Consider the following 26,842-nt stretch of genomic DNA (forward strand, 5'->3'; position numbering starts at 1 on the left):
CTTCGCGGTCCATCGTTTGATGGGGTTGTCGTCGCTCATCCTGTCCTCCTGATGACTGCACTATACCCTGTGCAGCTATGGAGGGGGTCACTTCAGGGCGTTGTTGGCGGAAATCGATAAACGCGGGCATGAAGTTCATGTAGCAGCGCCGGGGTTGTGTGATGGAGACGTTATCGCCGAGGCGCTCAAACAACGCGGCGTGATCATCCACGACTTATCGCTTCAGCGTACCGGTATGGATCCGGTCAGGGATCTGGCAACACTACTGGCTATGTTGCGTATCGTGCGTCTGGTACGGCCCGATCTCGTGCTGGCCTACACGATCAAACCTGTCGTTTACGGTACTTTCATTGCCTGGTTAGCACGCGTTCCCAGGCGTTATGCCTTGATTACCGGTCTCGGGTATGCCTGGCGTGCATAGACCGCTGCCTACGTGCTGACTTTTCGTACAAAACCTAGGAATAGCAAAGTGATTATCAGTAATAAATATAGGTTCGTATTCGTCCATATTCCTAAATGTGCAGGGACTACTGTACGCGCAGTCCTTCAGGTTTTTGATGATAGAAATGGATTTTACACTTCGAGAGTAGAACAGCATGAAGATTTAGGCAGGCTGGATTTTGTGCATATACCATTATTCATTTTGGAGCAATACTTCTCTTCGGAGTTAGAACGTATAAAAAGATATTGGACATTTTCTGTTTTACGTGATCCTTATTCTCGATTCCCATCCTCCGTGTCTCAGCGGATGAAAAAATATGGGCCTGGCGCTGTTCATACCCAGAGCATTAAGCAAGTAAAAAAGGAAGTTGACGAGGCTATAGCCTACCTTTCGAATCAACCAAAAAAGCCTCACCTTTTACCGGCAGAATATATACATTTTCAAAAGCAGAGAGACTATGTTGAGCTTAACGGAGAATGGGTTGTTGACACGCTATATCGTTTAGACCAGATTCCAAAACTTTTTCAGGATGTTAGCAACAGAACTAGCGGAGAGCTGACGGTTTCGGATGAAGTTTCTGGAGGAGCTCATGCAAACAGAAGTGTAGTGTATAGAAATAACTTGATGCGAAGCTTGATTGAGCCTACCCGTCCGGCAACCCGAGTATTAACCCGAGCTATACCGGACTCCGTACGTCAAAAACTCCGTAATCTAGTATACGTGCCACGTGATAAGCGTCTCAGAGATATTTTTGAAAGTGACTATGTGATAGGTTTTATCTCTGATTACTATAAAGAAGACATAAAGCTGTGGAATAGACTGCTAGAAACAAGTAATGGAAACCTAGATTCATAGAATAATCGCAGCAGTGCGCCAGGCGAAGCCTGGTCACCCGGGAAACCTACTGTGTAAGCATGGTGGAAAGGGTGAATCGAAACCCAGTGGGTGAGAGTCCCACCCGGCCAAGGCTAGCCACCAGCCGGTAGCGAGTCTTGCATGGCGTCGGGCGACCGCCGCTGCGAAGCGTAGACAGCGAGCGAATAGCCCGTGTGATTGAGCACCGAAATTATTGTTTATGTGACCGCTGACAGTCTTGCTTCCCTGGAAGGCAACATTGACCCGCTCAACTGGTTTTGCGGGGAAAGGTCACCGGTGTCGGAGAGCAGGGCATGTTCGCACAGGGGGTTGCCAGGAACCTGGGAGGCCCGTCTTTCTCCCCCGAAGACAAGTGAACAGGTGGGGGCTGCCTGCCCCAAAAGGTCCAGGCCCAGTGCTGTCGTGCCTGATGGTTCTGGGGGCGAAGTGCAGGCACTCAGGGGGTACGGCCAGGCGACCCCAAGGAGCCAGCCGGATGGAAAGGCGCGAGTCGGAGTCGCTCATACTACCGAGGAAGGCGAGGAACCGGCTCGACGGGGCCCGCAAGAGGGAAACATGACAGGTGCACAGGAACCTGTATCCATGTACACGTCACAATTGCGGATAGCAGCGCTGGCAGAGTGCTTTCACGTCACTGGCGCACCACATCGATGCCCAGTGGCTGAAGACGGCCACCCTGGTGACGCGCCGTGACGGTGCCACACGGCCGATCGGCACTGCTTGATGTCCATGAACCTGCTCCCGGATAAATTGCTGAAGAAGCTCTCTAGCGGCTAGCAGAGGATAACTTCCATAAGCGATCCGTTCATCCGTGACCCTACATCTAGCCGCTATTTTCGGATAATCACAATGACAAAAGTGCTGGTCATCGCCAGCTTTACCGACTCGATGCTCGAGTTTCGGGGGGCGTTGTTGGCGGAAATCGATAAACGCGGGCATGAAGTTCATGTAGCAGCGCCGGGGTTGTGTGATGGAGACGTTATCGCCGAGGCGCTCAAACAACGCGGCGTGATCATCCACGACTTATCGCTTCAGCGTACCGGTATGGATCCGGTCAGGGATCTGGCAACACTACTGGCTATGTTGCGTATCGTGCGTCTGGTACGGCCCGATCTCGTGCTGGCCTATACGATCAAACCTGTCGTTTACGGTACTTTCATTGCCTGGTTAGCACGCGTTCCCAGGCGTTATGCCTTGATTACCGGTCTCGGGTATGCCTTTACGGGACATGCCAGCGGTAAACGTGGTTTGGTGGCCGGTCTCGTACGTCACCTGTACGCCTTCTCCTTGAGGCGAACCCATAAAGTCTTTTTCCAGAATCCCGACGACCAGGCCCTGTTTTTTCGTCGCGGCATTCTGGGTGCTCGTGTGCCGACCCTGGTCGTCAATGGGTCGGGGATCGATACGCGCCGCTATCTTCCTGCTCCCTTTGCCAAACCGCCGATCGTGTTTCTCCTGATCGCTCGACTGCTTGGGGACAAGGGGGTTCGGGAGTTTGCCGAAGCCGCTCGATGGATCAAGGCAAGGTATCCTTCGGCCGTGTTCCAACTGGTGGGGTGGATCGATGACAACCCGGATGCCATACGACAGTCCGAGCTCGATCTCTGGATTCGTGATGGTGTCTTGCAATTTCTAGGTCGGATCTCGGATGTTCGTCCGGCCATCGCGGCCTGTCATGTCTATGTACTGCCCAGCTATCGCGAGGGCACGCCTCATACGGTGTTGGAGGCGATGGCCATGGGGAGGCCGGTGGTGACCAGCGATGCACCGGGATGCCGTGAAACGGTCGTCGATGGCGAGAACGGCTTTCTTACGCCGGTTCAAGACGTACACGCGCTGGCATTGGCGATGGAGTGTTTCATTCTCGATCCGGAGTTGGTGACACGGATGGGGCGGCGATCGCGTGAAATCGCAGCGTCCAGGTTCGATGTTGATAAAGTCAATGCCATTTTGCTGACCGAGATGGGGGTGACATGATCAAGCGTCTTTTCGATGTGATAGTGTCCGCCATGAGCCTGATCGTGCTGGCACCTGTCATGGCAGTCATTGCCTTGATGATCCGCTGGCGAATGGGGGCTCCGGTCCTGTTTTGTCAGGAACGGCCGGGCCACCATGCAGCCCCCTTCATGTTGGTCAAGTTTCGCACCATGCGTCATGCCAAAGATGCGGATGGCGAGGAATTGCCCGATGAAGAGCGGCTGACCTCGCTGGGTCATTTTCTACGTTCGACCAGCCTGGACGAGTTGCCGGAGTTATGGAACGTCATGAAAGGCGAGATGAGCCTCGTCGGCCCGCGTCCGTTACTGATGGCCTACCTACCGCTGTATTCCTCCGAGCAGTTTCGTCGCCATGACATTCGCCCGGGAGTCACTGGCTGGGCCCAGGTCCATGGCAGAAACGCCTTGGATTGGGAGGACAGGCTGGCCTTGGATACCTGGTATGTCGATCACCAGTCATTCTGGCTGGATGTTTGGATTCTTTTGCTGACTGTCAAAAAAGTGCTGGAACGTGAGGGAATTTCAGCAAAAGGGCACGCCACCATGGCTCCCTTTACCGGCAATTCGCCCCCTTCGGATCAAGCCTGACCATCGGTCGACCAATGTCTCCAGCGCACCTTCACCCTTTCTTGCCTGCCTAAAGGACAGCCATCTTGACTTTCATGCAAGTCACCTCACCACCGAGGCCGGAGCGTCGCACGGACAGCGATGAGCGCCGTGGCAATATGCCCGTCCTTCCATCGTGTTTTGGCTATCAGGTCTATGGACTCCATATCGCCTCGCAACTGGAATTGCCGGAACTCTTGCCGTCGAGCCTTCGTGCGGATCGTGATGTCGATATCCTGACGCATGCATTGCCGGTCTCGTTGAAGCAGGCTATCCAACGGGGAAGCTGGATTCAGCTCAGCGAAACGCGTTGCCAGATGACGATTCCGCGAATCGCCCGCTACCGCATGGATGGGGGACGCCGGATCGTTGTCGATCGTCGGGTGGACACATCGCTTGGCTGTGATCCCGGTGATGTCCGGTTGTATCTATTGGGGACAGCCTTCGGAACGCTGTTGCATCAACGCCAATGGTTGCCACTGCATGTCAGTGCGCTGGCAACCCCCTCTGGCGCGTGGGCCTTTACGGGGGCTTCCGGTGCCGGCAAGTCGACGTTGGCCGCCTGGCTGCATCACGATCGCGGCTGGCCGTTGATCAGTGACGATGTGGCTGTCGTCAAACCGGAAGAAACCCGCCCCTGGCTGTATCCCGGCCCGCCGCGTCTCAAGCTGTGGAAGGATGCACTTGCGATGCTGGGCATCGGTACACAGGGGCTGGTTCGTGATTTGAGCCGGGCCGACAAGTACCATTTGATTCAGCATCGGGGATTCCAGGCTGTGCCTTTACCGCTGACGGGACTGGTCGTGCTGGAGCGAGCCGAACCAGGTGAGCATGCCGTACTGGAGAAATTGCACGGAGTGGCTGCATTCCAGGCTGTCATGGCGTCATTGTACCGGCCTGAGTTGGCCCGTGCGTTTCAAGTCCCTCAGAGCCTGATGCGTCATGTAGCTGATCTGGCTCAACGTGTGCAGATCTATCGCTTTCGGCGCCCCCTGTCGCTGCATGATATGACGCCTGTGCTATCGCCGTTGATAGCGCACATCGCTGGGGCAGCCCCCGATGATGTCTGATGTTTCGTCCGTGCCGTCGACGATACGGTTATTGATCCTGCTGTCCCGTCTGCGCCTGTCTCCATCCCAGAGCGAGGCGGCTCTGCGTCTTTGTCCCGATATTTCAGACTGGGGGGAGGTAACGCAGGAGGCGAAGCGCCATTTCGTACTACCGCTGGTCTACCGTCATCTCAATGATCTTGAACCACCGGGGTTACCCCGGGAAGCATTGGATCGGATGCGTCAGACAAGCATCGCCATGACCCGGCACAATCTGTGTGTCGTGGCGGCTCAGAGACATCTGATGCGCGAGGTACTTGGACCTCAGGCAATTCCCCATCTGTTCTTCAAGGGACCGGCACTGGCAGCGCGTTATTATGGCGACCCGGCGGGGCGCTTTTGTCGCGATATCGACCTGCTGGTCGCTCACAAGGATATGGTGCGGTTACTGGAAGCCGCTGTGGCATCCGGTTATCGATTGTTGAAGCCTGACGGGATGACACCCGACCGGCAGAGCCTGACGTTTGCGGTCGACGTGCATCCTGTTATCACACTGATGTCGCCGCTGGGTGTGCCGGTCGAATTGCACCGTCGTCTCGATACGACGGGGGCGATATATGACACGGATTCGCTGCTCGCCCGAACCGAGAATCTGGCATTGGGCGGTGGGCGTGTGTCGGTCATGCCGACGGATGAACTGTTCGTCTATCTCTGTCTCCACCATACCCGCCATCGTTGGTCTCACCTCCACTGGTTGGCCGATCTCGATGTCATGCAACGCAGTCCCGATTTCGATCTGCAGGCTGTGCATGCCTGTGCCGTCAGGCGCGGGCTCGTCTCGACGGTTGAGGCGTCTCTGGCGCTCTATCGTGCGTGCGCGGGGATCGGGGATCCTCGGGTGGCGGTAGTGGCCAGTCATGGCCGGGAACTGTTGAGTGTCTGCCTGACCAACCTGCAGGGCGACCGCCGGGTGGAACTGGCGCAGAGACAACGTAACATCACGACCGATTTTGCGTTCTCGTGGCAAAGCACAATGATTCATCGCTGGTCCCACCGCCTGCATAACTGGCTAATGGTCTGGCGACCGAGCTACTCCGATTACCGACCGATGCCCCTGAGACCTCACTGGCAGTGGGTCTATAGATTGACACGCCCATTTCGTGCCATGGGCAAATACTTCATACGTCTGGTTACGCCTGATGCCCCGAGCAAATAAGCATTTAGCTCCGTTACGCATTACCCGAAGGATGCTTGGGTTGCTATGGCATAGCAGTCCCCGCTGGACCGTGATCGGTACGATTCTGATGGTGCTGGAGATCGGTTTCGGCCTGGCGTTGCTTTTCTGGCTCAAGCGTCTCGTCGATGTCATGACAGGGACGTTGGCCGGCGACGCGGGCCTCGTGGGTGAGGGGGGCATGCTCGGCTATGTCGCCTTGACCGGGGGCTGTGCATTGGCCTTCATGGTATGCCGTGGCATGGCCGGCTTGGCTCGCGAGGCGCAGGGACTTCAACTCGCCGATCATCTCGATAGCGAGATTCATGATCGAGCCGTGAAAGCCGATCTGGCGTTCTACGAGAGCCCTCGCTATGCCGATACCTTGCAGCGGGCGAGGGAGGCCGGCAATCAGCGGCCCGTGCAAGTGATAAGCAACATACTGCTGTTGGCCAAGAATGGCCTGATGCTGGCCGCGGTCGCCGGACTGATCATGACCATCGATTGGCGATTGTTGCCATTGATGTTGTGCGTCATTCTCCCTGCACTTTGGGTGCGATTGCGATACACGCGGCGACTGTATGACTGGCAGGTGCGCCGTACGCAGATGGAGCGGCGGGCGGGCTATCTCGACTGGTTGATGACATCGGAATATCACGCCAAGGAACTCAGGCTCAATCAACTCGGGGCGCATCTGCGTAAGCAGTATGCCGAGTTGCGAGGACGGATACGGCGCGAACGATTCGCTATCACCCAGCGGCGTACCTGGATCGAACTGGCGGTAGGAGGCGCCGCTACGCTGGCCTTTTTCGGAGCCTTGACCCTGCTTGTCTGGCAGGCCGTGGAGGGACATAGCAGTGTCGGAGATCTGGTCTTGTTCCTGCTCATTTTTCAACGCACTCAGTCCATGGGGCAGGAGCTGGTGCAGCAGATTTCCCGATTGTATGAAGACCATCTCTATATGGGGCAGTTGCTGGCGTTTCTGGACATTCGCCCGGCGCTTGCCGATCCTGAGCAACCGTTACCGGTCCCCGTACCGCCGGTCCGGGGCATTCGTTTCGAGAATGTGACATTCCGGTACCCTGACAGTGAGCGGGAGGCCTTGCAGGCGATCGATCTGACAATTCGTCCTGGCGAGGTCGTGGCATTGGTCGGTGCCAATGGTTCGGGCAAGACCACCCTGATCAAGCTGTTGTGTCGACTCTATGATCCGAGTGCCGGTCGCATCACGCTGGATGGCGTGGACATTCGTGATTATGGGATCGTGGCTTATCGTCGACTTTTCAGTGTGGTGTTTCAGGACTATGCGCACTATGCCACGACGGCCAGGGAGAATATTCGTTTCGGCGATATCGACCAGCCGCCGGATACGCCGTCGGTGCAGTCGGCGGCCGAGCTTGCCGGTGCGGCGTCATTCATCGATGAACTGGCGCATGGGTATGAGACACGTCTGACACGGATGTTCGATGACGGCATGGAGCTCAGCATTGGCCAGTGGCAGAAGATCGCTCTGGCACGTGCCTTCATGCGCCAGTCGCAGTTCATCGTTCTCGATGAGCCGACCAGTGCATTGGATCCCGGGGCGGAATTTGCCTTGTTCGAGAATTTCCGCGAACGAGTCGATCATCGCGGTGCGCTCATCATCAGCCACCGTCTGTCGAGTGTTCGCATGGCGGATTGCATCCATGTACTGGATCAGGGGCGGATTCTCGAGTCGGGATCCCATGATGAATTGATGGAACGTAAAGGGGCTTACTTCGAGTTATTTCGTCGTCAGGCGTATCACTATCGTGAAGGGAACAGCGAAGAGAGCGCCGAGAGGCGCTCTATGTACGATGATGGAACCACTGCTGACTTGCGAGCCTGCGAGCCTTTCAACGAACCCTGATGAGTTGCTCTGCCGCCAACGAATCAAGGAAGGCAACCACTTCATCACGGCATGTGGTGCGATCGACATCGAACTCCTGCAATAGTCGGTCACAAAGTTCCTCGACCACGGTTTCCTCGGCAAGCAACGACCAGATGCGTCGTCCTACCGCCTGTGTGCCGTAGTACATGCCTTTATCGGGGCTGAACAGCACCAGGTCGTCATCGACTTGCGATGCCAGTGGTTCATCCTGTCGCACGACACGGGAATCGAGTGAAATCATGGCAGCCACAGTCATGATTCACGAGTCCGGATCGGAGGGGGCCAGGAATGGGAGATTGAATGTGTCCTCAAGCGGAGCAAGTTGACTCCCCGACAAGGTGCTTTCAATACCCATACGCGACAGTTCAGGAGTGATCCAGACTGCTTTGTTGTCTGTCGTATTTACGTCGTTCATTGTCGTTCCCTGTTCCATTCTGGTTGCCATTATTAGTAGGCAATATCAGTGTTGTTATTGATGAATGACACTGTAAATTCATTGCCTCCATTTTTTCGTCTGATCCTCCTTTTGCATATCATGAGAAGTCATTGCCGGCTGAATTAGGCTGTCCTGACATGGATTCTCCCGGCACATTCTTGCCACCGGATAAGGTGGCGTCGATACGCATTATGATCAGTTCAGGTGTGACCCATTTTACTTTATCCGTTGGTAACGTGGTTGTTGAGTCCATAGATTTCATCGGTTTATGTCCCAGAATAGCGTGTCGCTTAAGTGAATAAACTGTTAATTTATGTTAGTAAACATGCGGCAGTCAGGTGCCATTGTCAATATGAGTTTTCTCCTGACGTTGGCTTATAAAAAGCCTATGAATTGTTCCGCTATCTGACCATATACCGTTGCCATAAATGCCACATCTGTAATGCTGAACAGATGGGTATGAAGGTCGAGAGGTGTTCCATCGTCATGGTGTCGGGCGTGTTCATTATCGAAGGCTGTAGTGCACGAGTATTCAGCCAGCCACAGTGCTCTTGAAATCCTCCCTCTTGCGCCTCTTTGGCCAGTAACTGCCAGCAGTCCTTCCTCAATTCCATTCGCTTCGTTTCGTTCACCGGGTCATTCTTTCCTAGGCGTTGCGGCAGCAGGTCGTTGAGTGCATGGCGGTAGAGCGTGCGAGGCTTGCCGTTCTGCCAGAGGAGTTCCGGCGGAAGCCCCAGGACGAAGCGCAGGAGTCGAATGTCTGTCAGCGGGTAGCGGTAGACGATGCCGTGCGGGGCCGACCATTTGGCCCAGGTTGCCATGCGACTGGCGAGATGACCGTTTTGTAACAGCAGCGCTTGCATGGTGTGGGGGTCAGGATATTCTCGCCAAGCCGGCATGCGTCGGTTCTTGAGGTGGGGGTAGCGGTTGGTGAAGTCGCCGTGCATGAACGGGTTGAGTCGTTCCGTTTCCCGGAAGGGAGAGAAGCGTGCGTAGACGGTATCCGGCATCAGAGGTAGCAGGGCCTGTTGCCATAGGAACCGAGCCATCCGTCGTGGGCGGCGACAGCCGCCGGCATGGGTGCGTGTCATGGCAAATAGGTTCGGCCATTGCCCGTTCTTGAGCAGGTAGGCCGCGTATCCCCGAATCCCGAATGTTACCGCCTCATCGCCGCCCCATCCCGATAGCATGATGCGAATGCCTTCCTGCTCAGCATGCGCCATGACCGGCCGTTCCTCGAAAAGGTCGGTGGTCCCTTCCTCGGCAACATCTCGCGACAGGAAGTCTCGATAGTCGTGACCGGAAGCGGCACCGTAATGGCATGTGATGCCTTCCTGCCGGCAGACCTGTTCGATGAGTTGACGTTCATCTCGCCGGCCTTCGACAAGTGGGTACTTCACTGATATCGGAGGAGTCCAAGAGTAACTTTTCCTGAGTCGCTGACCATGCTGTTTCAGACGCCGGTTGGCGAGAATCGTGACACCGGTGGAATCCAGCCCGCCACTGATATGCGAGCCGATCGGGTATGTCGTTCGAGTGCGGTCGCTGACGGCGGTTTCCAGCAAGGCTCTGAAATGGTCCGCGTAGTCGACATGATGCGAATAACGTACGCTGGGAACGTCGTCGGGCTGCCAGTAAGCATGCTGTTCCAGGCTGGTCCGCGTAACGTGTAGCCAGTGGCCTGGGGGGAGGGGATGGATGTCCTGAAAGAAACTGTTTTCCGTGGCATCGAACGGCCATCGCAGAAAGTCGGCCACCCGCTGTTCGTCGATGCCCAGCGGGATGTCCTTGAAGGCTTTCAAGGCGCTGATATCCGTCGCGAACAGAAATTGATCGCCGACGGACCGATAATAGAGTGAGCGCGTACCGATGTGGTCCCTGGCACAGAACAGTCGCCGGTTGGGGGCATCCCAGATGGCAAAGGCAAAATCGCCCACGAGTTTCTCGACACACTGCACTCCCCAGCGATGGTAGGCATCAATGATGAGTTCGCTATCCGGCAAGGTATCGCGTCCGGGGATGTCGAGGCCGAGCCCGTCACAAAGTTCGCCGCGATTGTCGATAATGGCATCGGCAATAATGACCAGGCCGTTTTTCGCTAGAGGCTGTCGCTCATATTGGGACTCAGGGGTGATATCCAGTTGTTGGTGTCCCAGCGCCACCGGGCCATCCATCCAGACTTGCGTACCGTCGCGGCCATAGGCTTTCAGATTCTCCAGCGCATGGCGGAACGCCTCTATCGGAACGGAGGTACCCGAAAAATGAATACGTCCGACGATGGCGCTCATCGTTTTCCACCATGAGGCTTCGGTTCCTCGGCAACGGTGTGCATGAAACAGGCAATCGGGGTGAAGTGATCGTCATGATGCCCCATCACGATGTGTCCGCCGACCGTCAGCCAGGCATGAGCCGCTAATGTGTGATCGGGCTCGGTCGCCGTTTTCGAGACGATACGGGTTCCCAGCAAGAGACGACTGGCGATTCGGCGTCTGCCAAGCATCCAGTGGGCGGCCATCGCCATCATCAGACACGTGAAGCGTCCGCCGAGGCAATGATTGATCGTCATCAGCCGCTTGCAGACCTGCAGCGTAGTACTGTCGGGTGGATGCGGGGTGGCGGTTGTCATGTCGCACTGGAGTGTGCCGAGCCGTTTCGACCACCATCGATAGGGGAGCACTCGCACATACAGCCAGGCCAGTGAGAGCAAGCACAGTGCTTCCAATGACCACCATCGATGCCGAGCAGATAGTTGCAGGAAGCGATGGGTCAGCCGTACGTAGTTCTTGCAGCTAGAGACGAAGGTCGGCATCGCCATTTCCGAGCATGTATTTGAGATCATAGAGAACGTGCTGCGGTTTTCCCCAGCTGCGTATACGTGACGCTCCCAGGTCGCGGAATTCACGATGCGCAACGGCAAGAATAACGGCGTCATAGGTCCCCGGATGGGGTTGGTCGACCGGCCGAATACCGTATTGGTGTACGGCATCGTCGATGCTGGCATGTGGGTCGTAAACGTCCACGGTGATATCGAAGTCCGCCAGCTCCCTAATGATATCGACCACGCGTGTATTACGCAGGTCGGGGCAGTTTTCCTTGAATGTCAGCCCGAGCACCAGAACGCGTGCGCCTTGCGCGTGAATACGCTGTTTGATCATCTGCTTGACCAACTGCCCGGCGACATAGGCGCCCATGCCATCGTTGATACGGCGACCGGACAGAATCACCTCGGGGTGGTAGCCGACTTGTTGGGCCTTGTGCGTCAGGTAGTAGGGGTCGACGCCAATGCAGTGCCCTCCGACCAGCCCGGGGCGAAACGGCAGGAAATTCCACTTGGTGCCGGCCGCCTTCAATACTTCTTCCGTATCGATATTGAGCCGGTTGAAGATCATCGATAGTTCATTGATCAGGGCGATATTGATGTCGCGCTGTGTGTTCTCGATGACCTTGGCGGCTTCCGCGACCCGAATGGAACTGGCCTTGAATGTGCCGGCCGTAATCACTCGGGCATAAAGAGCGTCGACGAAGTCCGCGACTTGTGGCGTGGAGCCCGAGGTGACTTTCTGAATCGTGGCTACGCGGTGTTCCTTGTCTCCTGGATTGATGCGTTCGGGGCTGTAGCCGGCAAAGAAATCGATGTTGTACTGCAGGCCGGATTCCCGTTCGATGATAGGAATGCACTCTTCTTCCGTGGCCCCGGGATACACCGTGGATTCGTAAATCACGACATCGCCTTTGGTGATGACGCGCCCGATGAGTTGGCTTGCCTTTATCAAGGGAGTGAGGTCGGGGCAGTGCTGGGCATCGATAGGCGTGGGAACCGTGACAATATAGACATTGCTATGCCGCAGAGCATCCGTGTCGTGAGTGAATTGCAATTGCGTCGCTTGGCAAAGCGTGTCCTGTTCGACTTCCAGGGTGAGATCGATCCCCTCCTGCAACTGGGCAATTCGCTGGCTATTGATGTCGAAGCCCAGCGTCGGAAAATGTTTGCCGAATTCCACCGCCAACGGCAGCCCCACGTAGCCGAGGCCGATGATGGCCACGCGTGTCTGTTCCAGTGTATGAGTCAGTTCCATGGATCAATGTCCTCGCAGTGATGGTCGGGGGTCAAAAGTGAGGCCCCCCTTTGACGAGGGAGACAGCGGAGACCTTGAGCACGTCGAACGCGTCCTCTTCAGCAGACGTCACTTTGGTCGTCGCAGGCTCGGCAGATTTGGATTGATGAATCGGATCGACGATCGGTCCATCAGGCTGGTAGGCGGTCGGAGCTTCTCTCAACAATTCCCGGATACGATCGTATTCATGATTGGATAGCGTGGCGTAGAGCCGTTGCAGATAGGCATTGAGTGTCGGCCAATCCCAGAAGGCCTCATTGGCTGACATGATACGTGGATGACTCGTGGGAACGGTGCCGTCGCCGATCAGGAGTTCTTCGAACAGTTTTTCACCTGGCCGAAGGCCGCTATAGACGATTTCGATGTCACCATCGGGATTGTCTTGATCGATGATTTCCATGCCGGATAGCCTGACTATTTTCCGGGCCAGCTCATCGATCTTGATGGGTTCACCCATGTCGAGGACGAACACATCTCCGCCCCGTCCCATGGCGCCAGCTTGAATGACGAGTTGTGCCGCTTCGGGAATGGTCATGAAGTATCGTGTGATGTCGGGATGCGTCACCGTAATCGGGCCGCCTGCCTTTATCTGCTTGCGAAACAGGGGCACGACAGAGCCTGAGGAACCCAACACGTTACCGAATCGCACCATGCAGAAGCGTGTCATACTCTGGTGGGCGGCCAATGACTGGCAGATGAGTTCCGCAAGTCGTTTCGTGGTCCCCATGACATTCGTCGGTCGAACCGCTTTATCGGTAGAGATGAGTACGAAGGTATCGACACCACAGTCGATGGCAGCTCTGGCCATTTCCAGGGTACCGAACACATTGTTACGAATGCCTTCCACCATGTTGTTCTCGACAATGGGCACATGTTTGTAAGCGGCAGCGTGATAAATGGTCTGCACGTGGAAGGTGCGCATGATGTCATCAAGACGAGAGCGTTGTTGTACGGAACCCAGGAGTGCTCTGATTACGGCTGGAGGGGAGGTTTTCAGGGCCAGGTTTTGGAGTTCCCGTTCGATGCGATAGAGAGAATATTCGCAGATATCCAATAGCAGTAACTGTGCGGGGCCCTGTACAAGGATTTGACGGCAGAGTTCGGAACCGATGGACCCTCCGGCCCCTGTCACCATCACGACTTTGCCCCGGATATTGGCATCGAGGAGTGATTGATTCGGGGGGATGGGATCGCGCCCGAGTAAATCGTCTATCGTGATATCACGGAGCTCTTCGATACGTGAGTGCCCGGCGACGATATCGGCCATGCCCGGTACGGTTTGAACGGGAACGGTCAAGGGTTCAAGCGTCTGCAGGATATGGCGCTTGCGTGAAAGCGGGGCGCTCGGTATGGCGAACAGAATGCGCTCTACCTGCATCGTCTGTATCAACCGGGGTAACTCACCGGGCGGATAGACCTTGAGTCCTTCAACCCGCGTACCGTGCATGCCTCGCCAGTCATCGACGAACCCGACCGGGGTATATTCATGGCCGTTGTTGAGTGACGTCACGAGCTGTGAGCCGGCGGATCCTGCTCCGTATATGATGACTCGTGTCGTCTGCCGCATCACTGTCAAGCGATAAAGACTGCGCAACAGGAGGCGAACACCTCCCACCAATGATAATGAAAGCAGGGCATAGATGATGGAGACGGAATGGGGAAGAGGTTGCCCGATAATGACGTTGGCCAATGCGATAAGAAGGGCTGACCCACAGACGCATATCATCAACGTCTTTAGTGTTTTATAACCGAGAAAACGGAGAACGTGTCGATATAACCCTAACGCAGTGAACAGCATTAACGTGGCAGGGGTGATCATGGCGATGAGTAACCATGTATCGAAGTAGGTCAATGCCTCGTTTGAGCCGGTCCTCAGTAGGATGGCCAATAAAAGGCTTCCCGAAACCAGCCCCATATCCATCCAGGTGAGCACAAATCGTTTATGCCTTCGAGGCAGGCGAAAGAGTTTATCCAATGATAAAGACATGTCCTGCCCCTTATAACGTTCCCATGACCTATATGCGTATTTTTTCTGTTTATTTTTCTTTAGCTTATAATTTTATTGCTTTAACCTGCGTTGTTACAGATAGTTAATTAATGTTACTTCAAGTGTTAATGATAAAATATCTTTACACTTATACCAAGCTGATTTTTCTAATCTTTTCAAGGCATTAAAAAGTTAATTTTTCAGCTTGCTTTTGATATTGTTTTCCCTTTTGGGAGCATGATCATGCATTCGTTATTAGTGGTGAATCCCTTGGTCGAAAAATGCACAGGGATGATTGGTTGGGTCCGCTGAAATAGTCTGAGATCAGTCATGCCGTTCTCTTTCTTCCGTGGAACACCTGTATGGCCGGCTATGCGATATGGTTTGGTTTATATAACGAAATCAGTGCGTTCGGTGGGGAATATCATCAGGCTGAGGGCTGCCTCGTGATAATCAACATGGATCCAAGGATATGGGCGGGGCAGTACAGAGTAGAGAAATCACTGTCGGAACACGTTACCATTGAGGCCGTTTTTTCTGAGCACAGGCGCATTGATTGATGGAGTGGCAGGCCTATTTGTCATTGGCCACCGTGGTGGCCGTGCTGGCGACGCTAGTGCTGACGCGTATCGCGCCCGATGTAATCCTGATGGCAGCGCTGGGCTTCTTGACCATTGCCGGCATCCTGACGCCGGGAGAAGCGCTAGCTGGGTTTTCCAACCCGGGTGTGATGACGATTGCCGTACTGTATGTCGTAGCAGCGGGGTTAAAGGAGACGGGGGCGATTCAGTGGATTGCTCATGGTTTGTTGGGGCAACCCAGGCGGCTGCGGCTCGCGCAATTGCGTGTAGTGATGCCTGCCGCTGGTTTGAGTGCCTTCATGAACAATACCACTGTCGTGGCGATGTTCATTCCCGCCTTGCAGGAGTGGGCCAAACGGCTCAAGTTGCCGCCGTCCAAGTTGCTGTTGCCGCTGAGTTATGCCGCCATTCTCGGCGGTACCTGCACATTGATCGGCACCAGTACCAATCTGGTGGTCAATGGTCTGTTGCAGACCGAGGCCGGGATCGATCTGGCCATGTTCGATCTGGCCTGGGTCGGTGTGCCCCTGGTGGTGATCGGTGGTGGTTTTTTGTACTTGTTTGCCGATAAGCTGCTGCCCAATCGGGAAGGTGCGCTCGAACAACTGGAATCCGCTCGCGAGTATAGTGTCGAGGTGCAGATCGATGACAACGGCCCGTTGCCGGGCAAGACCATTCGTGAGGCGGGACTGCGCAGCCTTAGCCACGGTTATCTGGCCGATATCGAGCGTGACGGTCAGTTGATGACGGCGGTACCGCCGGATACCCAATTGCGGGCCAGGGATGTCTTGATCTTCATCGGTGCGCCGGAGTGTGCCCGTGAGCTGCGTCGTATTCATGGACTGAAGCCCGCCAACGGTGATGTGCATAAACTCGATATCGCGCATCATCATCGGTGCCTGGTCGAGGCGGTGATCGGTCCGGATTTCGCCGGGCTGGACCAGACCGTCAAGCAGTCGCGTTTTCGCAGTCGCTATCGAGCGGTCATTCTGTCGATTTCCCGTGCCGGCCAGCGGCTGCCGGGCAAGGTGGGAGATATCACACTCCAGGTCGGCGATACCCTGTTGATGGAAACCGACCATGAGTTCGTCGAGCAGTATCGTTACCGCAAGGACTTCTTGCTGGTCAGCGCACTGAACGATTCAACTCCCCCTAACTTTCGCAAGGCACCGCTGGCACTGAGCATCCTGGGCGGTATGGTGTTGATGAGTGCCACCGGGCTGTTGAGTATCCTTGAAGCGGCATTGCTAGCCGGTGGCGCCATGCTGATGACTCGTTGCCTGACCGCCAGCAAGGCGCGCCGCTATATCGATCTGACGGTGCTGGTAGTGATTGCGGCTGCATTCTCTCTCGGGGCCGCGATGGACAAGACCGGTGCGGCAAGCGCGATTGCCGGCCTGCTGATGCAACTGGGCGGCGCCTCGCCGTGGCTGGCGCTGGCATTGGTTTATCTGATGACGGTCGTCTTTACTGAACTGATCACCAATAATGCGGCGGCCGTGCTGATGTTTCCGATCGCCAACTCGGTAGCGGAACAGATGGGGGTAAGTCTGTTACCCTTTGCCATTGCCATCATGATCGCCGCTTCGGCCAGTTTCATGACGCCGTTGGGCTACCAGACCAATCTCATGGTTCTTGGGCCCGGCGGCTATAGGATCACGGACTACATGCGCCTCGGGGCGCCGCTGACATTGATCGTCGCCGTCACGGCATTGAGTGTGATTCCGATGGTGTGGGGATTTTGAAACGACAGTGGCAAGCGATATGTTGCCATCGCGACTGACGTCGTTCCTGCACACGCCAGGGCCCATTGAGGTGTTGTGATTGTGGCGCTGTAGGGGCGCTCGTTGGTTGCCACCGGACAAAAAGGAGCTATTTTGACTGCTTTCGTATCTGATGACATGCGTTCACGGTTGATCGATGCCGTTCACGAGGCTGGACAGAAGGTACTCTCGATCTACAGTCGCGATTTCGAGGTGGAAATGAAGGCGGATGACAGTCCGCTGACGGAAGCCGATATGACGGCGCATCACGCGCTGGTGGATGCGTTGCGTGAGTTGACGCCGGAGGTGCCGGTACTGTCTGAGGAGTCCGGAGAGATTTCGTTCGAGACCCGCAAGCAGTGGGATCGTTACTGGTTGATCGATCCTCTGGACGGTACCAAGGAGTTCGTCAACAAGAACGGCGAGTTCACCTTGAATCTGGCATTGGTTGAACAGGGCGAGCCAGTGTTCGGTATCGTGCATGCCCCGGTACTGGACACTACCTGGATTGGCCTGCATGGCAAGGGAGCCGAGAAACAGCGTGGCGATCAGTATGAAAGCATCCAGGTACGGGCATTGCCTGAACCGGATAGCGCCCCCTGGAAAGTCGTCGGCAGTCGTCGCCACGGTGCCGAGACGTTCGATGCTTTCTGTGCAGGCCTGCCTGAGCATGAATGCCTTTCCATGGGCAGTTCCATCAAACTCTGCCTCGTTGCCGAGGGGGAGGCCGACCTGTATCCACGGCTTGCTCCGACCAGCGAATGGGATACCGCCGCCGCCCAAGCCGTCGTCACCGCTGCCGGTGGTCAGGTGCTGGATGCTCAGACCCTCGAGCCTCTGCGTTGCAACCAGCAGGACAGTGTTCTCAACCCCTGGTTCATCGTTTGTGGTCAGCGCCACGAGATTTGGGAAAAGGCGTTGAAGTCGGCCATTAGCGGCTAACATGATATTTTGAGTACCGGACTTATGGCCGGCACCGCGACTGACGTCGCTCCTGCATGACACCAGGTGAGGCATCCGAGGCGTGCAGGAGCGGTTTCAACCGCGATGGATTGGGCTGGTTTCACTAGGGTTTACTATTTCAGGGTCACTCATGTCACACTCTTCCCCCTTGATCGCCGACGATATCGAGTCCTACCTCAAGGAACACGAACGCAAGGACCTGCTGCGCTTCATCACATGCGGCAGCGTCGACGACGGCAAGTCCACCCTGATCGGGCGCTTGCTGCACGATTCCAAGATGATCTATGAGGATCAACTGGCAGCGATCGAGCAGGCATCGAAGACCAGCGGGACCACCGGCGATGCGGTGGATCTGGCACTGCTGGTGGATGGCCTGCAGTCCGAGCGCGAGCAGGGCATCACCATCGATGTGGCGTATCGCTATTTCTCCACCGACAAGCGCAAGTTCATCATTGCCGATACGCCGGGCCATGAGCAGTACACCCGCAACATGGCCACGGGTGCCTCGACGGCGAGCCTGGCGGTGATCCTGATCGATGCGCGCTACGGCGTGCAGACCCAGACCAAACGGCACAGTTTCATTGCCGATCTGCTGGGTATCCAGCACCTGGTGATCGCGGTCAACAAGATGGACCTGGTCGACTTCTCCGAGGCCCGGTTCGACGAGATCGTCGCCGAGTACCGGGCGTTTGCCGAGAAGCTCAATGCCCGCGACATTCGGTTCGTGCCGATCTCGGCGCTGGAAGGCGACAACGTCGTCAATCGCAGCGAGCGGACCCCCTGGTACCAGACCGAGGGCAAGGACGGTCAACCGCTGCTGGAGCTGCTGGAAACGGTCGAGGTTACCCATGACCAGAATCTGACGGACCTTCGGCTGCCGGTACAGTACGTCAACCGGCCCAATCTCGACTTCCGAGGCTACAGCGGTACGCTGGCGGCCGGTATTCTGCGTCCCGGTCAATCGGTCAAGGCCTTGCCCTCAGGCAAGACGAGTTATGTCGAGCGTATCGTGACATTCGATGGCGATCTGCAAGCCGCTTATCCCGGGCAGGCGATCACCGTGACATTGAGTGATGAGATCGATATTTCCCGCGGAGACTGGTTGGTGGCGGCTGACGCCGACGTGCCGCTCTCCAACGCCTTCGAGGCGGATATCGTCTGGATGCACGATACCGCCATGGAAACCGGCAAGCTCTATGATCTGAAGCTGGCGACTCGCGACCTGGCGGGGCAGGTGACGGCGATCGACTATCAGGTCGACGTCAATACGCTGGAGCACAAGCGAGCCGATCATCTGGATCTCAATGCCATCGGCCGCTGCCGCGTCGAATTGACGGCACCGATTCCTCTGGATGACTACCGACAGAGTCCGGGAACGGGCAGCTTCATCGTCATCGATCGGTTGACCAATGTGACGGTCGGTGCCGGCATGATCCACCGGACGCTGGAAACCGAGCTGCCTTATGAATTCCGCGATCATGACAGCAAGGCCGACGTGGTGTGGAACCGGACGAGTGTCACGCCGGCCATGCGAGCGCAGGTCAAGGGGCATGGTGGTAAATGTTTCTGGTTCACGGGACTCTCCGGTTCCGGGAAATCAAGCCTGGCCAATGCATTGGAGGTCGAGCTCAATCGTCGTGGTTATCACACCATGCTCTTGGACGGTGATAACATTCGACATGGTCTGTGCAAGGACCTCGGCATGAGCGAGGCCGACCGAGCGGAGAATATCCGTCGTGTGGGTGAAGTCGCCAAGTTGATGGCCGATGCCGGTATCATCGTGATCACTGCCTTCATCTCACCGTTTCGACAGGATCGGGATGCCGTGCGGGATCTGTTTGGCGCAGGAGATTTCGTCGAAGTGCACGTCGACACGCCGATGGATATCTGCGAACAGCGCGATCCCAAGGGGCTTTATCAGAAGGCGCGGGAGGGTAAAATCAAGGACTTCACCGGCATCAATAGTCCGTATGAACCACCTCGCAAGGCAGAAGTCTCCGTCAATACCGAAGCGCTCGAAGCGCAGGATATCGTCGCTCGGTTGATGAAGTGGTTGTAGGTGAAAAAAAGCCGTACGCAGGGTGCGCTGAGTTTTAGATCACGGAGTCCAGAATGAATCGATCGGAACGGATGCATCGAGGCGTGACCCGGCTGAATCGGGCGCAGAAGCGCCTGATCATGGTAGTGGCGGATTTGGTTGCGCTGCCGGTTGCGTTGTGGTCAGCGTATGCTCTGCGTTTGGCCGAATGGTGGCCGGAACGGTTTATTCAGCCGTATTGGTGGTTGTTCGCCATCATTCCCCCACTGGGTGTCTTCATCTTTGCCCGCCTTGGGTTGTATCGGGCCGTGGTACGTTTCATCGGCCCTCAGGCGATGTGGGCGGTGATCAAAGGCGTGGTGCTGTTGGCGCTCATTATGTGGGCAGCGGCATATTTTTATCAGTGGCAGGACTTCCCGCGATCAGTGCCCGTCAACTTTGCTTTGGTGGCTTTTATATATGTAGGGGGATCGCGCTTTCTGGTCCGTAGTTACTACCAGTGGCTGATCAAACATTATACCAGCAAGGATGCCGTGGCGATCTATGGCGCCGGCGGAGCCGGGGTGCAACTGGCGATGGCGCTAAGCAACGGCCGGGAGTTCTATACAGCGGCATTTTTCGATGATGATCCGGGGCTTTGGAACAGCACGATCAAGGGAATCAAGGTCTACAACCCGGCGCAGTTCGGTCAAGTGGCCGAGGACTTGAATATCACCCGTGTGTTGCTGGCACTGCCTTCGGCGTCTAAAGCTGAACGTAAACGTGCCCTCGACCATCTCGCCGATTATCCGGTGCATGTACAGACCATGCCCTCCATGCCGGAAATCGTTTCGGGTGAGGCAAGTGTTGACCAGTTACGCGATGTGGATCTGGAAGACTTGCTGGGTCGCGACCCCGTCCCTCCGCGTGAAGAACTGCTGGATGTCAGTATCCGCGATAAGGTAGTGCTGGTGACGGGGGCCGGTGGATCGATAGGCAGTGAACTATGCCGTCAGATCGCATGCTGCGGGCCGAAGGCATTGATACTATTCGAACTTAGCGAATACGGCCTGTACTCCATTGACCAGGAACTGCAAGCCATTCTGAATGAGCGTGGCGAATCGATCCCGATTTATACGCTGCTGGGGAATGTCAGCCATCGTGAACGGGTCGAAGCAGTGATTTCGCATTATGGGGTTCAGACCATCTATCATGCGGCCGCATACAAGCATGTGCCTATCGTCGAACACAATGTGCTGGAAGGGGTGCGGAATAATGTACAAGGTACGCGGGTAGTCGCCGAGTGTGCGGCTCGCCTGCACGTGGAGCGTTGCATTCTCGTCTCCACCGACAAGGCCGTGCGACCTACCAATGTGATGGGGGCGACCAAGCGCATGGCCGAACTGGTGCTTCAGCAATTGGCACAGACATCGAGCCATACCGTATTTTCCATGGTTCGGTTCGGTAACGTGCTTGGCTCCAGTGGCTCGGTGGTGCCACTGTTTCGTCGTCAGATCGAACAGGGCGGTCCGGTAACGGTCACCCATCCGGACATAACGCGGTATTTCATGACGATTCCCGAGGCGGCGTTGCTGGTCATTCAGGCGGGGTCGATGGCCAAGGGCGGAGATGTCTTCGTGCTGGATATGGGGAATTCGGTGAAGATCGTCGATCTTGCCCGGCGGATGATTCAGTTGACCGGACTGGAGGTGAAGGACGAAAATACGCCCGAAGGTGACATTGCTATCGAATTCAGCGGATTACGGCCTGGCGAAAAATTGTTCGAGGAGTTGCTGATCGGCGACAACGTCGTAGGCACATCGCATCCGAAGATCATGCGTGCCCAGGAAGACATGCTGCCCGCCGATCGATTGATGGAGCTGCTCGATGAAATGGAGCGTGCTGAGAAGAACATGGACTGCCAAGGCGCGTTCGATGTGCTCAAACGTGCAGTGAGTGGTTTTCAGCACCGTTCGCCGATGACGGATTTGCTATTGCCGGCAAGTGACTATTCGGCAGCGGTGTCGGTATCGGAGAAATCCGATAAACCGTTGCATTGAATTTTTGTGGACGTGATATCATTCGTGCTCGATTTTTTGCCGGAATATAAGCAGTAATGCAATCAAGGTTTCGAGAGGCCAGGGGGAGTCTGCAGAATCATACAGATGGCTGGCGTGGCAAGGTTTATGCGCTGGGCTGGTTCGCCATCAGCATTTATGCGTTTTTCTGGCTGATCGATCTGGATATCTCGCGTGCAGGTGAATCACTTTTCATTCTGTGTTTTGCTATCGCATGGTGGTCCGAAACCGAATCCTGGTTGAAATGGCACCGAATTTTCCTGTTATTGCTCGCTTTTGTTGTCCTGCAAATTGGTGTTTATTTCTTTGCGGCGGAACGATTTCCCGACTTCGCCGACGACCAGATCAAGTCCAGCCGCCATGTCGCCAAATTGTTTCTCTGCATTGCCGTGGCATGGTGGCTTCGAGGCTCTGTCAATGCCGCTAAATACCTGATTGCAATATTCTTTGCCGGATTTCTGGTGTCGTTGTTGTTCACTGCCTCGCTGGAGGACTGGGTCCGCGGTTTTCAGGGGCGGCGTCTGGATTTTGGTTACAAGAACGCTCAGCATACCGCGGTCTATTTCGGCTTGGCCTTTATCGTGGGATTATCTCTGTTTCTGCGTGAGATCAGTCACCGCATGTCCCTTGTCCCGACAGTGGTATCTATAGCAGCCATGTCGCTGGGGGGCGCTGGCATCCTGGTCACTCAGACCCGTAGCGTATGGCTTGCTATCGCCATAACCTTGATCGTTGTGACATTGGCTTGGAGCGGCTATGCGCTAGCTCGAGGCTCGGCGTTCGTGACGCCCCGTCGTCTTCTTGTTGTGGTGTTTGGTGTCGTTGTCATGGCGGGGTTGGCTGTCACCACTTATAAACCATTCATTGAACCTCGCATGGATAAAGGGCTAGAGACCCTTGCCGTGGTGATGGACGGTGAAAAGAATGATCTGAGTTACGCAGGCCTGGGGGTACGTATCCGCTCATGGGATTACGCACTAGACAGGATCGAAGAACGTCCGCTGACCGGATGGGGCCCACAAAGCCGCAAGCCATTGATCGATGAAGGGCCATTTCCGGATCGCTTCAAGAAGCGTTTTGGCCATTTTCATAACTCCTACCTGGAGCTGACACTCGCTTACGGTGCCGTGGGTGTCTTGCTGTTGGGGCTGTTGATTTTTTGCATCATGAAAGGGGTGTTTCGTTTAGCCCATCGTGGTCATTTCCACCTGTTCCTGGGGTTATCGGCTTCTTGGGTGTTTTTTGCGTTCGTCAATCTGTTCGAGTCGTATCTGATTTTTCGCACGGGAATGTACTTCTTTATATTCATTGGTGGCGTGGGGATGTCGTTCTATATATTTGGTGTAAGGAATGGTGAGAGACATCCTGCATGATCGATATCGTATTGAGTGCTGATGAGCGCTATGCGCGCTATGCGGCGGTGGTGATGGCTTCGGCGTTGGCGAATTCACCGACGCCTGAACAGTTTCGTTTTTTCTTGCTGACTCCAGGTCTGGACCCTGAGACCCCCCCTCGTTTGAGGCAGGTTGCTGAAAGCTCAGGGGCGCAGTTGCAGGTGATCCAAGCGTCGCCTGAGGGTGCCGGCGGGATCGATGTCGGTCGTTTTGGTCCGGCCGGATTACTGAGATTGCAGATGGATCGCTATCTTCCCGAGGATTGCCATCGGGTCATCTATCTCGACTGTGATCTGGTGATTCTCGGTGACCTGGCGGATTTGTGGCACACTCCCCTGCAAGGCCGGACCGTGGCTGCGGTCATGGATCTGTGCAACCCGTCCAATCTGGGGTCGCGCGATGGGTTCGACGGTTATTTCAACTCCGGGGTGATGCTCATTGATCTGGAAGCATGGCGGCGTGAGCGGGTTGCCGAAAGGGCCTTCGAGTACTTGCGAACATCGGGACAGGGGCTAAAGTTTCCTGACCAGGATGCCTTGAATCATGTCATGGTAGATAACTGGTTGCCATTGAGTCCTGTGTGGAACTTCCAGCCTACCGCATATGCGGCGGTGGAAAAGGCATATACCCATTTGCGACCTTTCCTGGGGGATCTGGAACAGGCGATTCGATCGCCACGGATCGTGCATTTCATTGGTTCGGTGAAACCCTGGCATCCGGCCTGCGAGCACCCATTGCAGCCCTGGTTTCTTGATTACGCCGGCAAGACTGCCTGGCCGATTGACGCCGAGGCATTGAAGCGGGAGCTCTCGTGGTTGAAGCGGTTTCGTCTCGCCCTGAAACAGCCCAAGATTCGTCGACGGCGACACAAGACGCGTATGGCATGATGCCATGGTAGTGAATCTGGAAAGGAGTTTCAGGCAGGTAGTGATGCAATCCCGAAAGAAATTACCCAAGACGCCGAGCGGGGAGCAGGTACGGCCTGAGCTCTATGATCCGCAGTTGCGTTGGGCCATGAGGCGTTCACGTTGGTTCAACCGAGTTCGCGATGGCGTATCGGCTTATACGGTGCGTCCGTTCGAGGATTGGTTGTTCCGGCAGTGGTTGACGCAGGGATCGCTGGCGTCTCGCGTGGAGGCATTGGGATTGCCCCGCCGAAGCGTCGAGGTGCATCTGGGAAACAACCTGGATATCGTCGTTGATCCCGCGAAACTGGTATGTTCGATGTCGCTCAAGCGTTCCTTCACGGATTCTCGCAAGCGGCGTACCGCCTCGAACCGATTCATCTGGCCCGGCGATTGGGACCTGACGCGTTTCGATTTTCAGACGAGCCAGCGTTACCGTTTCATCAGTGACATCTGGCAGCATCGTCGTGATCTCGACCAGAGTTGTGCCTATCAGGATTTCCTGGAGCAATTGAATGCGGGCAAACCGTTCCGGTCTCCACATCGGGGCGTTCTGCTCAATACCAGCTTACGGGTATGGCATTATCTGAAACTCTATATTGGTTACATGGAAGCCATGGCGCTGGGCGGCTTCGATGACAGCTTGGGCAAGGACCGCCTGGGAGTGGCCATTGATCGCCATGGTCAGCTCATCAAGATCAACAAGGGGCTGCATCGCCTGGCCATGGCGCAGGTCGTGGGTCTGGAAACGATCGTCGTGCGTGTCAGGGCGGTCCATGAAGACTGGTGGCGCGAGGTGACGCAAGGGGCCCAGGGAGAGGAAGCGTTGCGCCGTCTGGTGGATGCGCTCAGCGAGTGTGAACCGGCCCAGGCGGCCTGAATCGGGCGGATAGTCTTGCTTGGATAGCTTCACATGACAGGAAGCCTCGGCATGTCAAAGCCGAGGCTTCCTTACGTTGTGGTGAAGCCAATGTCAGGATGATTTCGTGACGCTATCAACGAGTGCTGTCTTGGGTTTGCGAATCACCATGAAATAGTAGAAGACAGCCGTCAGCAGGATGAAGAACAGGCTGTCGAGATTGGTGATGAACACCATCGGGTTGCCGTCGTTGATGGAAAGCGCGCGTCGGCAATACTCCTCGAGGCTGGGGCCGAGTACGAAACCGAGCAGGAGGCAGGCGATGGGGTAGCCGTGCTTGCGCAGGATGTACGCCAGTACGCCGAACAGTAGCGCCAGCCCCATCTGGAAAATGGAGTAGGTGGCGACATAACTCCCGACCAGTGCAATGACGGCGATACTGGAGTAGAGGATATCGCGACGTATCGAGACGATGCGCACGAAGTAGGGGCCCAGGAGATACAGCGTCAATGGAACCAGCACCAGGGCGCTGATGAATAATGCAGCGAACATCGGTGCGACCAGATGAAGTTGGGTATCCAGGAACTGTGGGCCGGGCTGGAGACCGTTGACCACCAGAACACCCAGTACGATGGCCGTGGTCGGGTCGCCGGGAATGCCGAATGACAGCATGGGTACGAAGGCACCACTGCACATTGAATTGTTGGCCCCTTCGGCAGCGGCGATCCCTTCATGGGACCCTTTGCCATAGCGTTCGGGATGTTTGGAGCTGCGCATGGCTTCCGCGTAGGAGACGAACGCCGCCATGGAGCCACCCGCGCCCGGCAGCACGCCGATAGCGTAGCCAATCACGGCGAACTTGATATAGCGATAGACACCGATTTCCCGGATTTCGCTGAGCGGAGGGATGAAGTCCCGACGGCGAACTTTCTGGGCCTTGACGGCATCTGCCTCGACGGTGCGAGTCTCACGATTACGCGCCTGGACCAACAGTTCGCTGATCGCAAAGGCGCCGATGACCAGCGGCATGATGTCGATGCCTTGCATCAGCGTGCTGGTGCCGAAGGTGAAGCGGGGGATCGGTTGCATGACATCGATACCCACGGTGGCGACCATGACGCCGAGCGTCGTTGCGATGAGGCCCTTGGGAATCGAATCCCGCTGGGAAATGACGATGACGATCAGCGCGAAGGCGATCAGCGAGAATTTTCCCGGTGTGCGAATCAACAGAGCGGCTTCCGCCGCCAACGGAGCGATCACCATCAGCAGGACCGCCCCGATCGCGCCACCGATCATGGAAGCCAATGCGGCATGCCCCAGCGCTTTGGCTCCCTGGCCGCGCTGCTGTAGCGGATACCCTTCGATGGCGGTCATCATCGAGGCCGGTGCACCGGGAATGTTGATGGTGGTGGCGGTGATACTGCCGCTGCACATGCCGGCCATGAAGATGCTGGCGCAGGCCACCAGGGCTGCGGTGACATCGAGACTATAAGTCAGCGGCAACAGCAGGGCGATGGCAAGCATCGACGTCAGCCCCGGTACGGCACCGAAGAATGTGCCGATCAAGTAGCCGCCGATCATGTAAGCGAGTATTTCCGGCGTTGCCAGCGTTGCGAATCCATTGAGTATTTCGTTGAAGTATTCCATGACCG

Annotated in this window: 21 protein-coding genes; 14 read left to right on the forward strand and 7 right to left on the reverse strand. The window is 56.1% G+C overall.

Annotated features, from left to right (window positions below; all coding sequences use genetic code 11):
* Window positions 1-100 precede the first annotated feature (100 nt).
* From BLW01_RS16160 to BLW01_RS16190, 7 genes are all read left to right on the forward strand, one after another.
* Window positions 101-421 (forward strand): glycosyltransferase, encoded by a 321-nt coding sequence (locus BLW01_RS16160; RefSeq protein WP_373294248.1) that lies wholly within the window; start codon window positions 101-103, stop codon window positions 419-421.
* Window positions 422-469: 48 nt separating this feature from the next.
* Window positions 470-1,297: a sulfotransferase family 2 domain-containing protein gene (locus BLW01_RS16165; protein WP_175529874.1), complete on the forward strand. Its 828-nt coding sequence runs from the start codon at window positions 470-472 to the stop codon at window positions 1,295-1,297.
* Window positions 1,298-2,167: 870 nt separating this feature from the next.
* On the forward strand, window positions 2,168-3,295 hold the full coding sequence (locus tag BLW01_RS16170; RefSeq protein WP_092571600.1) for a glycosyltransferase family 4 protein: 1,128 nt from the start codon (window positions 2,168-2,170) through the stop codon (window positions 3,293-3,295).
* The gene (locus BLW01_RS16175; protein ID WP_092571602.1) at window positions 3,292-3,903 is read left to right on the forward strand and encodes a sugar transferase; all 612 of its coding nucleotides are present in this window, start codon (window positions 3,292-3,294) and stop codon (window positions 3,901-3,903) included. The genes BLW01_RS16170 and BLW01_RS16175 overlap by 4 nt, the downstream gene beginning before the upstream one ends.
* 65 nt (window positions 3,904-3,968) lie before the next feature.
* The gene (locus BLW01_RS16180) at window positions 3,969-4,991 is read left to right on the forward strand and encodes a phosphoenolpyruvate carboxykinase (ATP) (protein ID WP_139243946.1); all 1,023 of its coding nucleotides are present in this window, start codon (window positions 3,969-3,971) and stop codon (window positions 4,989-4,991) included.
* Window positions 4,981-6,186, forward strand: a complete 1,206-nt coding sequence (locus BLW01_RS16185) for a nucleotidyltransferase domain-containing protein (protein WP_092571606.1) — start codon at window positions 4,981-4,983, stop codon at window positions 6,184-6,186. The genes BLW01_RS16180 and BLW01_RS16185 overlap by 11 nt, the downstream gene beginning before the upstream one ends.
* A gap of 40 nt (window positions 6,187-6,226) precedes the next feature.
* The gene (locus tag BLW01_RS16190) at window positions 6,227-8,071 is read left to right on the forward strand and encodes an ABC transporter ATP-binding protein (RefSeq protein WP_175529875.1); all 1,845 of its coding nucleotides are present in this window, start codon (window positions 6,227-6,229) and stop codon (window positions 8,069-8,071) included.
* Here BLW01_RS16190 and BLW01_RS16195 read toward each other — a convergent pair.
* The 6 genes from BLW01_RS16195 to BLW01_RS16215 form a co-directional block, all read right to left on the reverse strand.
* Complete coding sequence (locus BLW01_RS16195) at window positions 8,058-8,348, reverse strand: PqqD family protein (protein WP_092571610.1); 291 nt, start codon at window positions 8,346-8,348, stop codon at window positions 8,058-8,060. The two genes, BLW01_RS16190 and BLW01_RS16195, sit on opposite strands and share 14 nt — an antisense overlap.
* A 277-nt stretch (window positions 8,349-8,625) precedes the next feature.
* Window positions 8,626-8,790, reverse strand: a complete 165-nt coding sequence (locus BLW01_RS18525) for a hypothetical protein (protein ID WP_175529876.1) — start codon at window positions 8,788-8,790, stop codon at window positions 8,626-8,628.
* Window positions 8,791-8,929: 139 nt separating this feature from the next.
* Window positions 8,930-10,816: an asparagine synthase-related protein gene (locus BLW01_RS16200; RefSeq protein ID WP_092571612.1), complete on the reverse strand. Its 1,887-nt coding sequence runs from the start codon at window positions 10,814-10,816 to the stop codon at window positions 8,930-8,932.
* On the reverse strand, window positions 10,813-11,337 hold the full coding sequence (locus BLW01_RS16205; RefSeq protein ID WP_175529877.1) for a lasso peptide biosynthesis B2 protein: 525 nt from the start codon (window positions 11,335-11,337) through the stop codon (window positions 10,813-10,815). The genes BLW01_RS16200 and BLW01_RS16205 overlap by 4 nt, the downstream gene beginning before the upstream one ends.
* The gene (gene tviB / locus BLW01_RS16210; protein ID WP_092571616.1) at window positions 11,318-12,604 is read right to left on the reverse strand and encodes a Vi polysaccharide biosynthesis UDP-N-acetylglucosamine C-6 dehydrogenase TviB; all 1,287 of its coding nucleotides are present in this window, start codon (window positions 12,602-12,604) and stop codon (window positions 11,318-11,320) included. The genes BLW01_RS16205 and tviB overlap by 20 nt, the downstream gene beginning before the upstream one ends.
* Window positions 12,605-12,635: 31 nt before the next feature.
* Complete coding sequence (locus BLW01_RS16215) at window positions 12,636-14,630, reverse strand: polysaccharide biosynthesis protein (protein ID WP_092571618.1); 1,995 nt, start codon at window positions 14,628-14,630, stop codon at window positions 12,636-12,638.
* Window positions 14,631-15,189: 559 nt separating this feature from the next.
* Here BLW01_RS16215 and BLW01_RS16225 point away from each other — a divergent pair.
* From BLW01_RS16225 to BLW01_RS16255, 7 genes are all read left to right on the forward strand, one after another.
* A complete protein-coding gene (locus tag BLW01_RS16225) occupies window positions 15,190-16,956 on the forward strand; it encodes an SLC13 family permease (RefSeq protein ID WP_092571623.1) in 1,767 nt (588 codons plus the stop codon).
* Window positions 16,957-17,112: 156 nt separating this feature from the next.
* Complete coding sequence (gene cysQ / locus BLW01_RS16230; RefSeq protein ID WP_092571625.1) at window positions 17,113-17,916, forward strand: 3'(2'),5'-bisphosphate nucleotidase CysQ; 804 nt, start codon at window positions 17,113-17,115, stop codon at window positions 17,914-17,916.
* 151 nt (window positions 17,917-18,067) lie between these two features.
* Window positions 18,068-19,996, forward strand: coding sequence for a sulfate adenylyltransferase subunit CysN (gene cysN / locus BLW01_RS16235; RefSeq protein WP_092571627.1), 1,929 nt, complete (start codon window positions 18,068-18,070; stop codon window positions 19,994-19,996).
* A 53-nt stretch (window positions 19,997-20,049) separates the two neighbouring features.
* The gene (locus tag BLW01_RS16240; RefSeq protein ID WP_229806483.1) at window positions 20,050-22,014 is read left to right on the forward strand and encodes a nucleoside-diphosphate sugar epimerase/dehydratase; all 1,965 of its coding nucleotides are present in this window, start codon (window positions 20,050-20,052) and stop codon (window positions 22,012-22,014) included.
* 56 nt (window positions 22,015-22,070) lie between these two features.
* Window positions 22,071-23,405 (forward strand): O-antigen ligase family protein, encoded by a 1,335-nt coding sequence (locus tag BLW01_RS16245; protein ID WP_092571629.1) that lies wholly within the window; start codon window positions 22,071-22,073, stop codon window positions 23,403-23,405.
* Window positions 23,402-24,313 (forward strand): glycosyltransferase family 8 protein, encoded by a 912-nt coding sequence (locus BLW01_RS16250; protein WP_092571631.1) that lies wholly within the window; start codon window positions 23,402-23,404, stop codon window positions 24,311-24,313. The genes BLW01_RS16245 and BLW01_RS16250 overlap by 4 nt, the downstream gene beginning before the upstream one ends.
* A 40-nt stretch (window positions 24,314-24,353) precedes the next feature.
* Window positions 24,354-25,211: a hypothetical protein gene (locus tag BLW01_RS16255; RefSeq protein WP_139243947.1), complete on the forward strand. Its 858-nt coding sequence runs from the start codon at window positions 24,354-24,356 to the stop codon at window positions 25,209-25,211.
* Between the two features lie 93 nt (window positions 25,212-25,304).
* On the opposite strand, the gene BLW01_RS16260 is transcribed toward BLW01_RS16255, so the two are convergent.
* Window positions 25,305-26,837 carry a tripartite tricarboxylate transporter permease gene (locus tag BLW01_RS16260; protein WP_092571635.1) on the reverse strand — a complete coding sequence of 511 codons (1,533 nt, stop codon included), beginning with the start codon at window positions 26,835-26,837 and terminating at the stop codon, window positions 25,305-25,307.
* Between the last annotated feature and the right edge of the window lie 5 nt (window positions 26,838-26,842).

The sequence above is a fragment of the Aidingimonas halophila genome (assembly GCF_900106955.1).
Taxonomy (GTDB): domain Bacteria; phylum Pseudomonadota; class Gammaproteobacteria; order Pseudomonadales; family Halomonadaceae; genus Aidingimonas; species Aidingimonas halophila.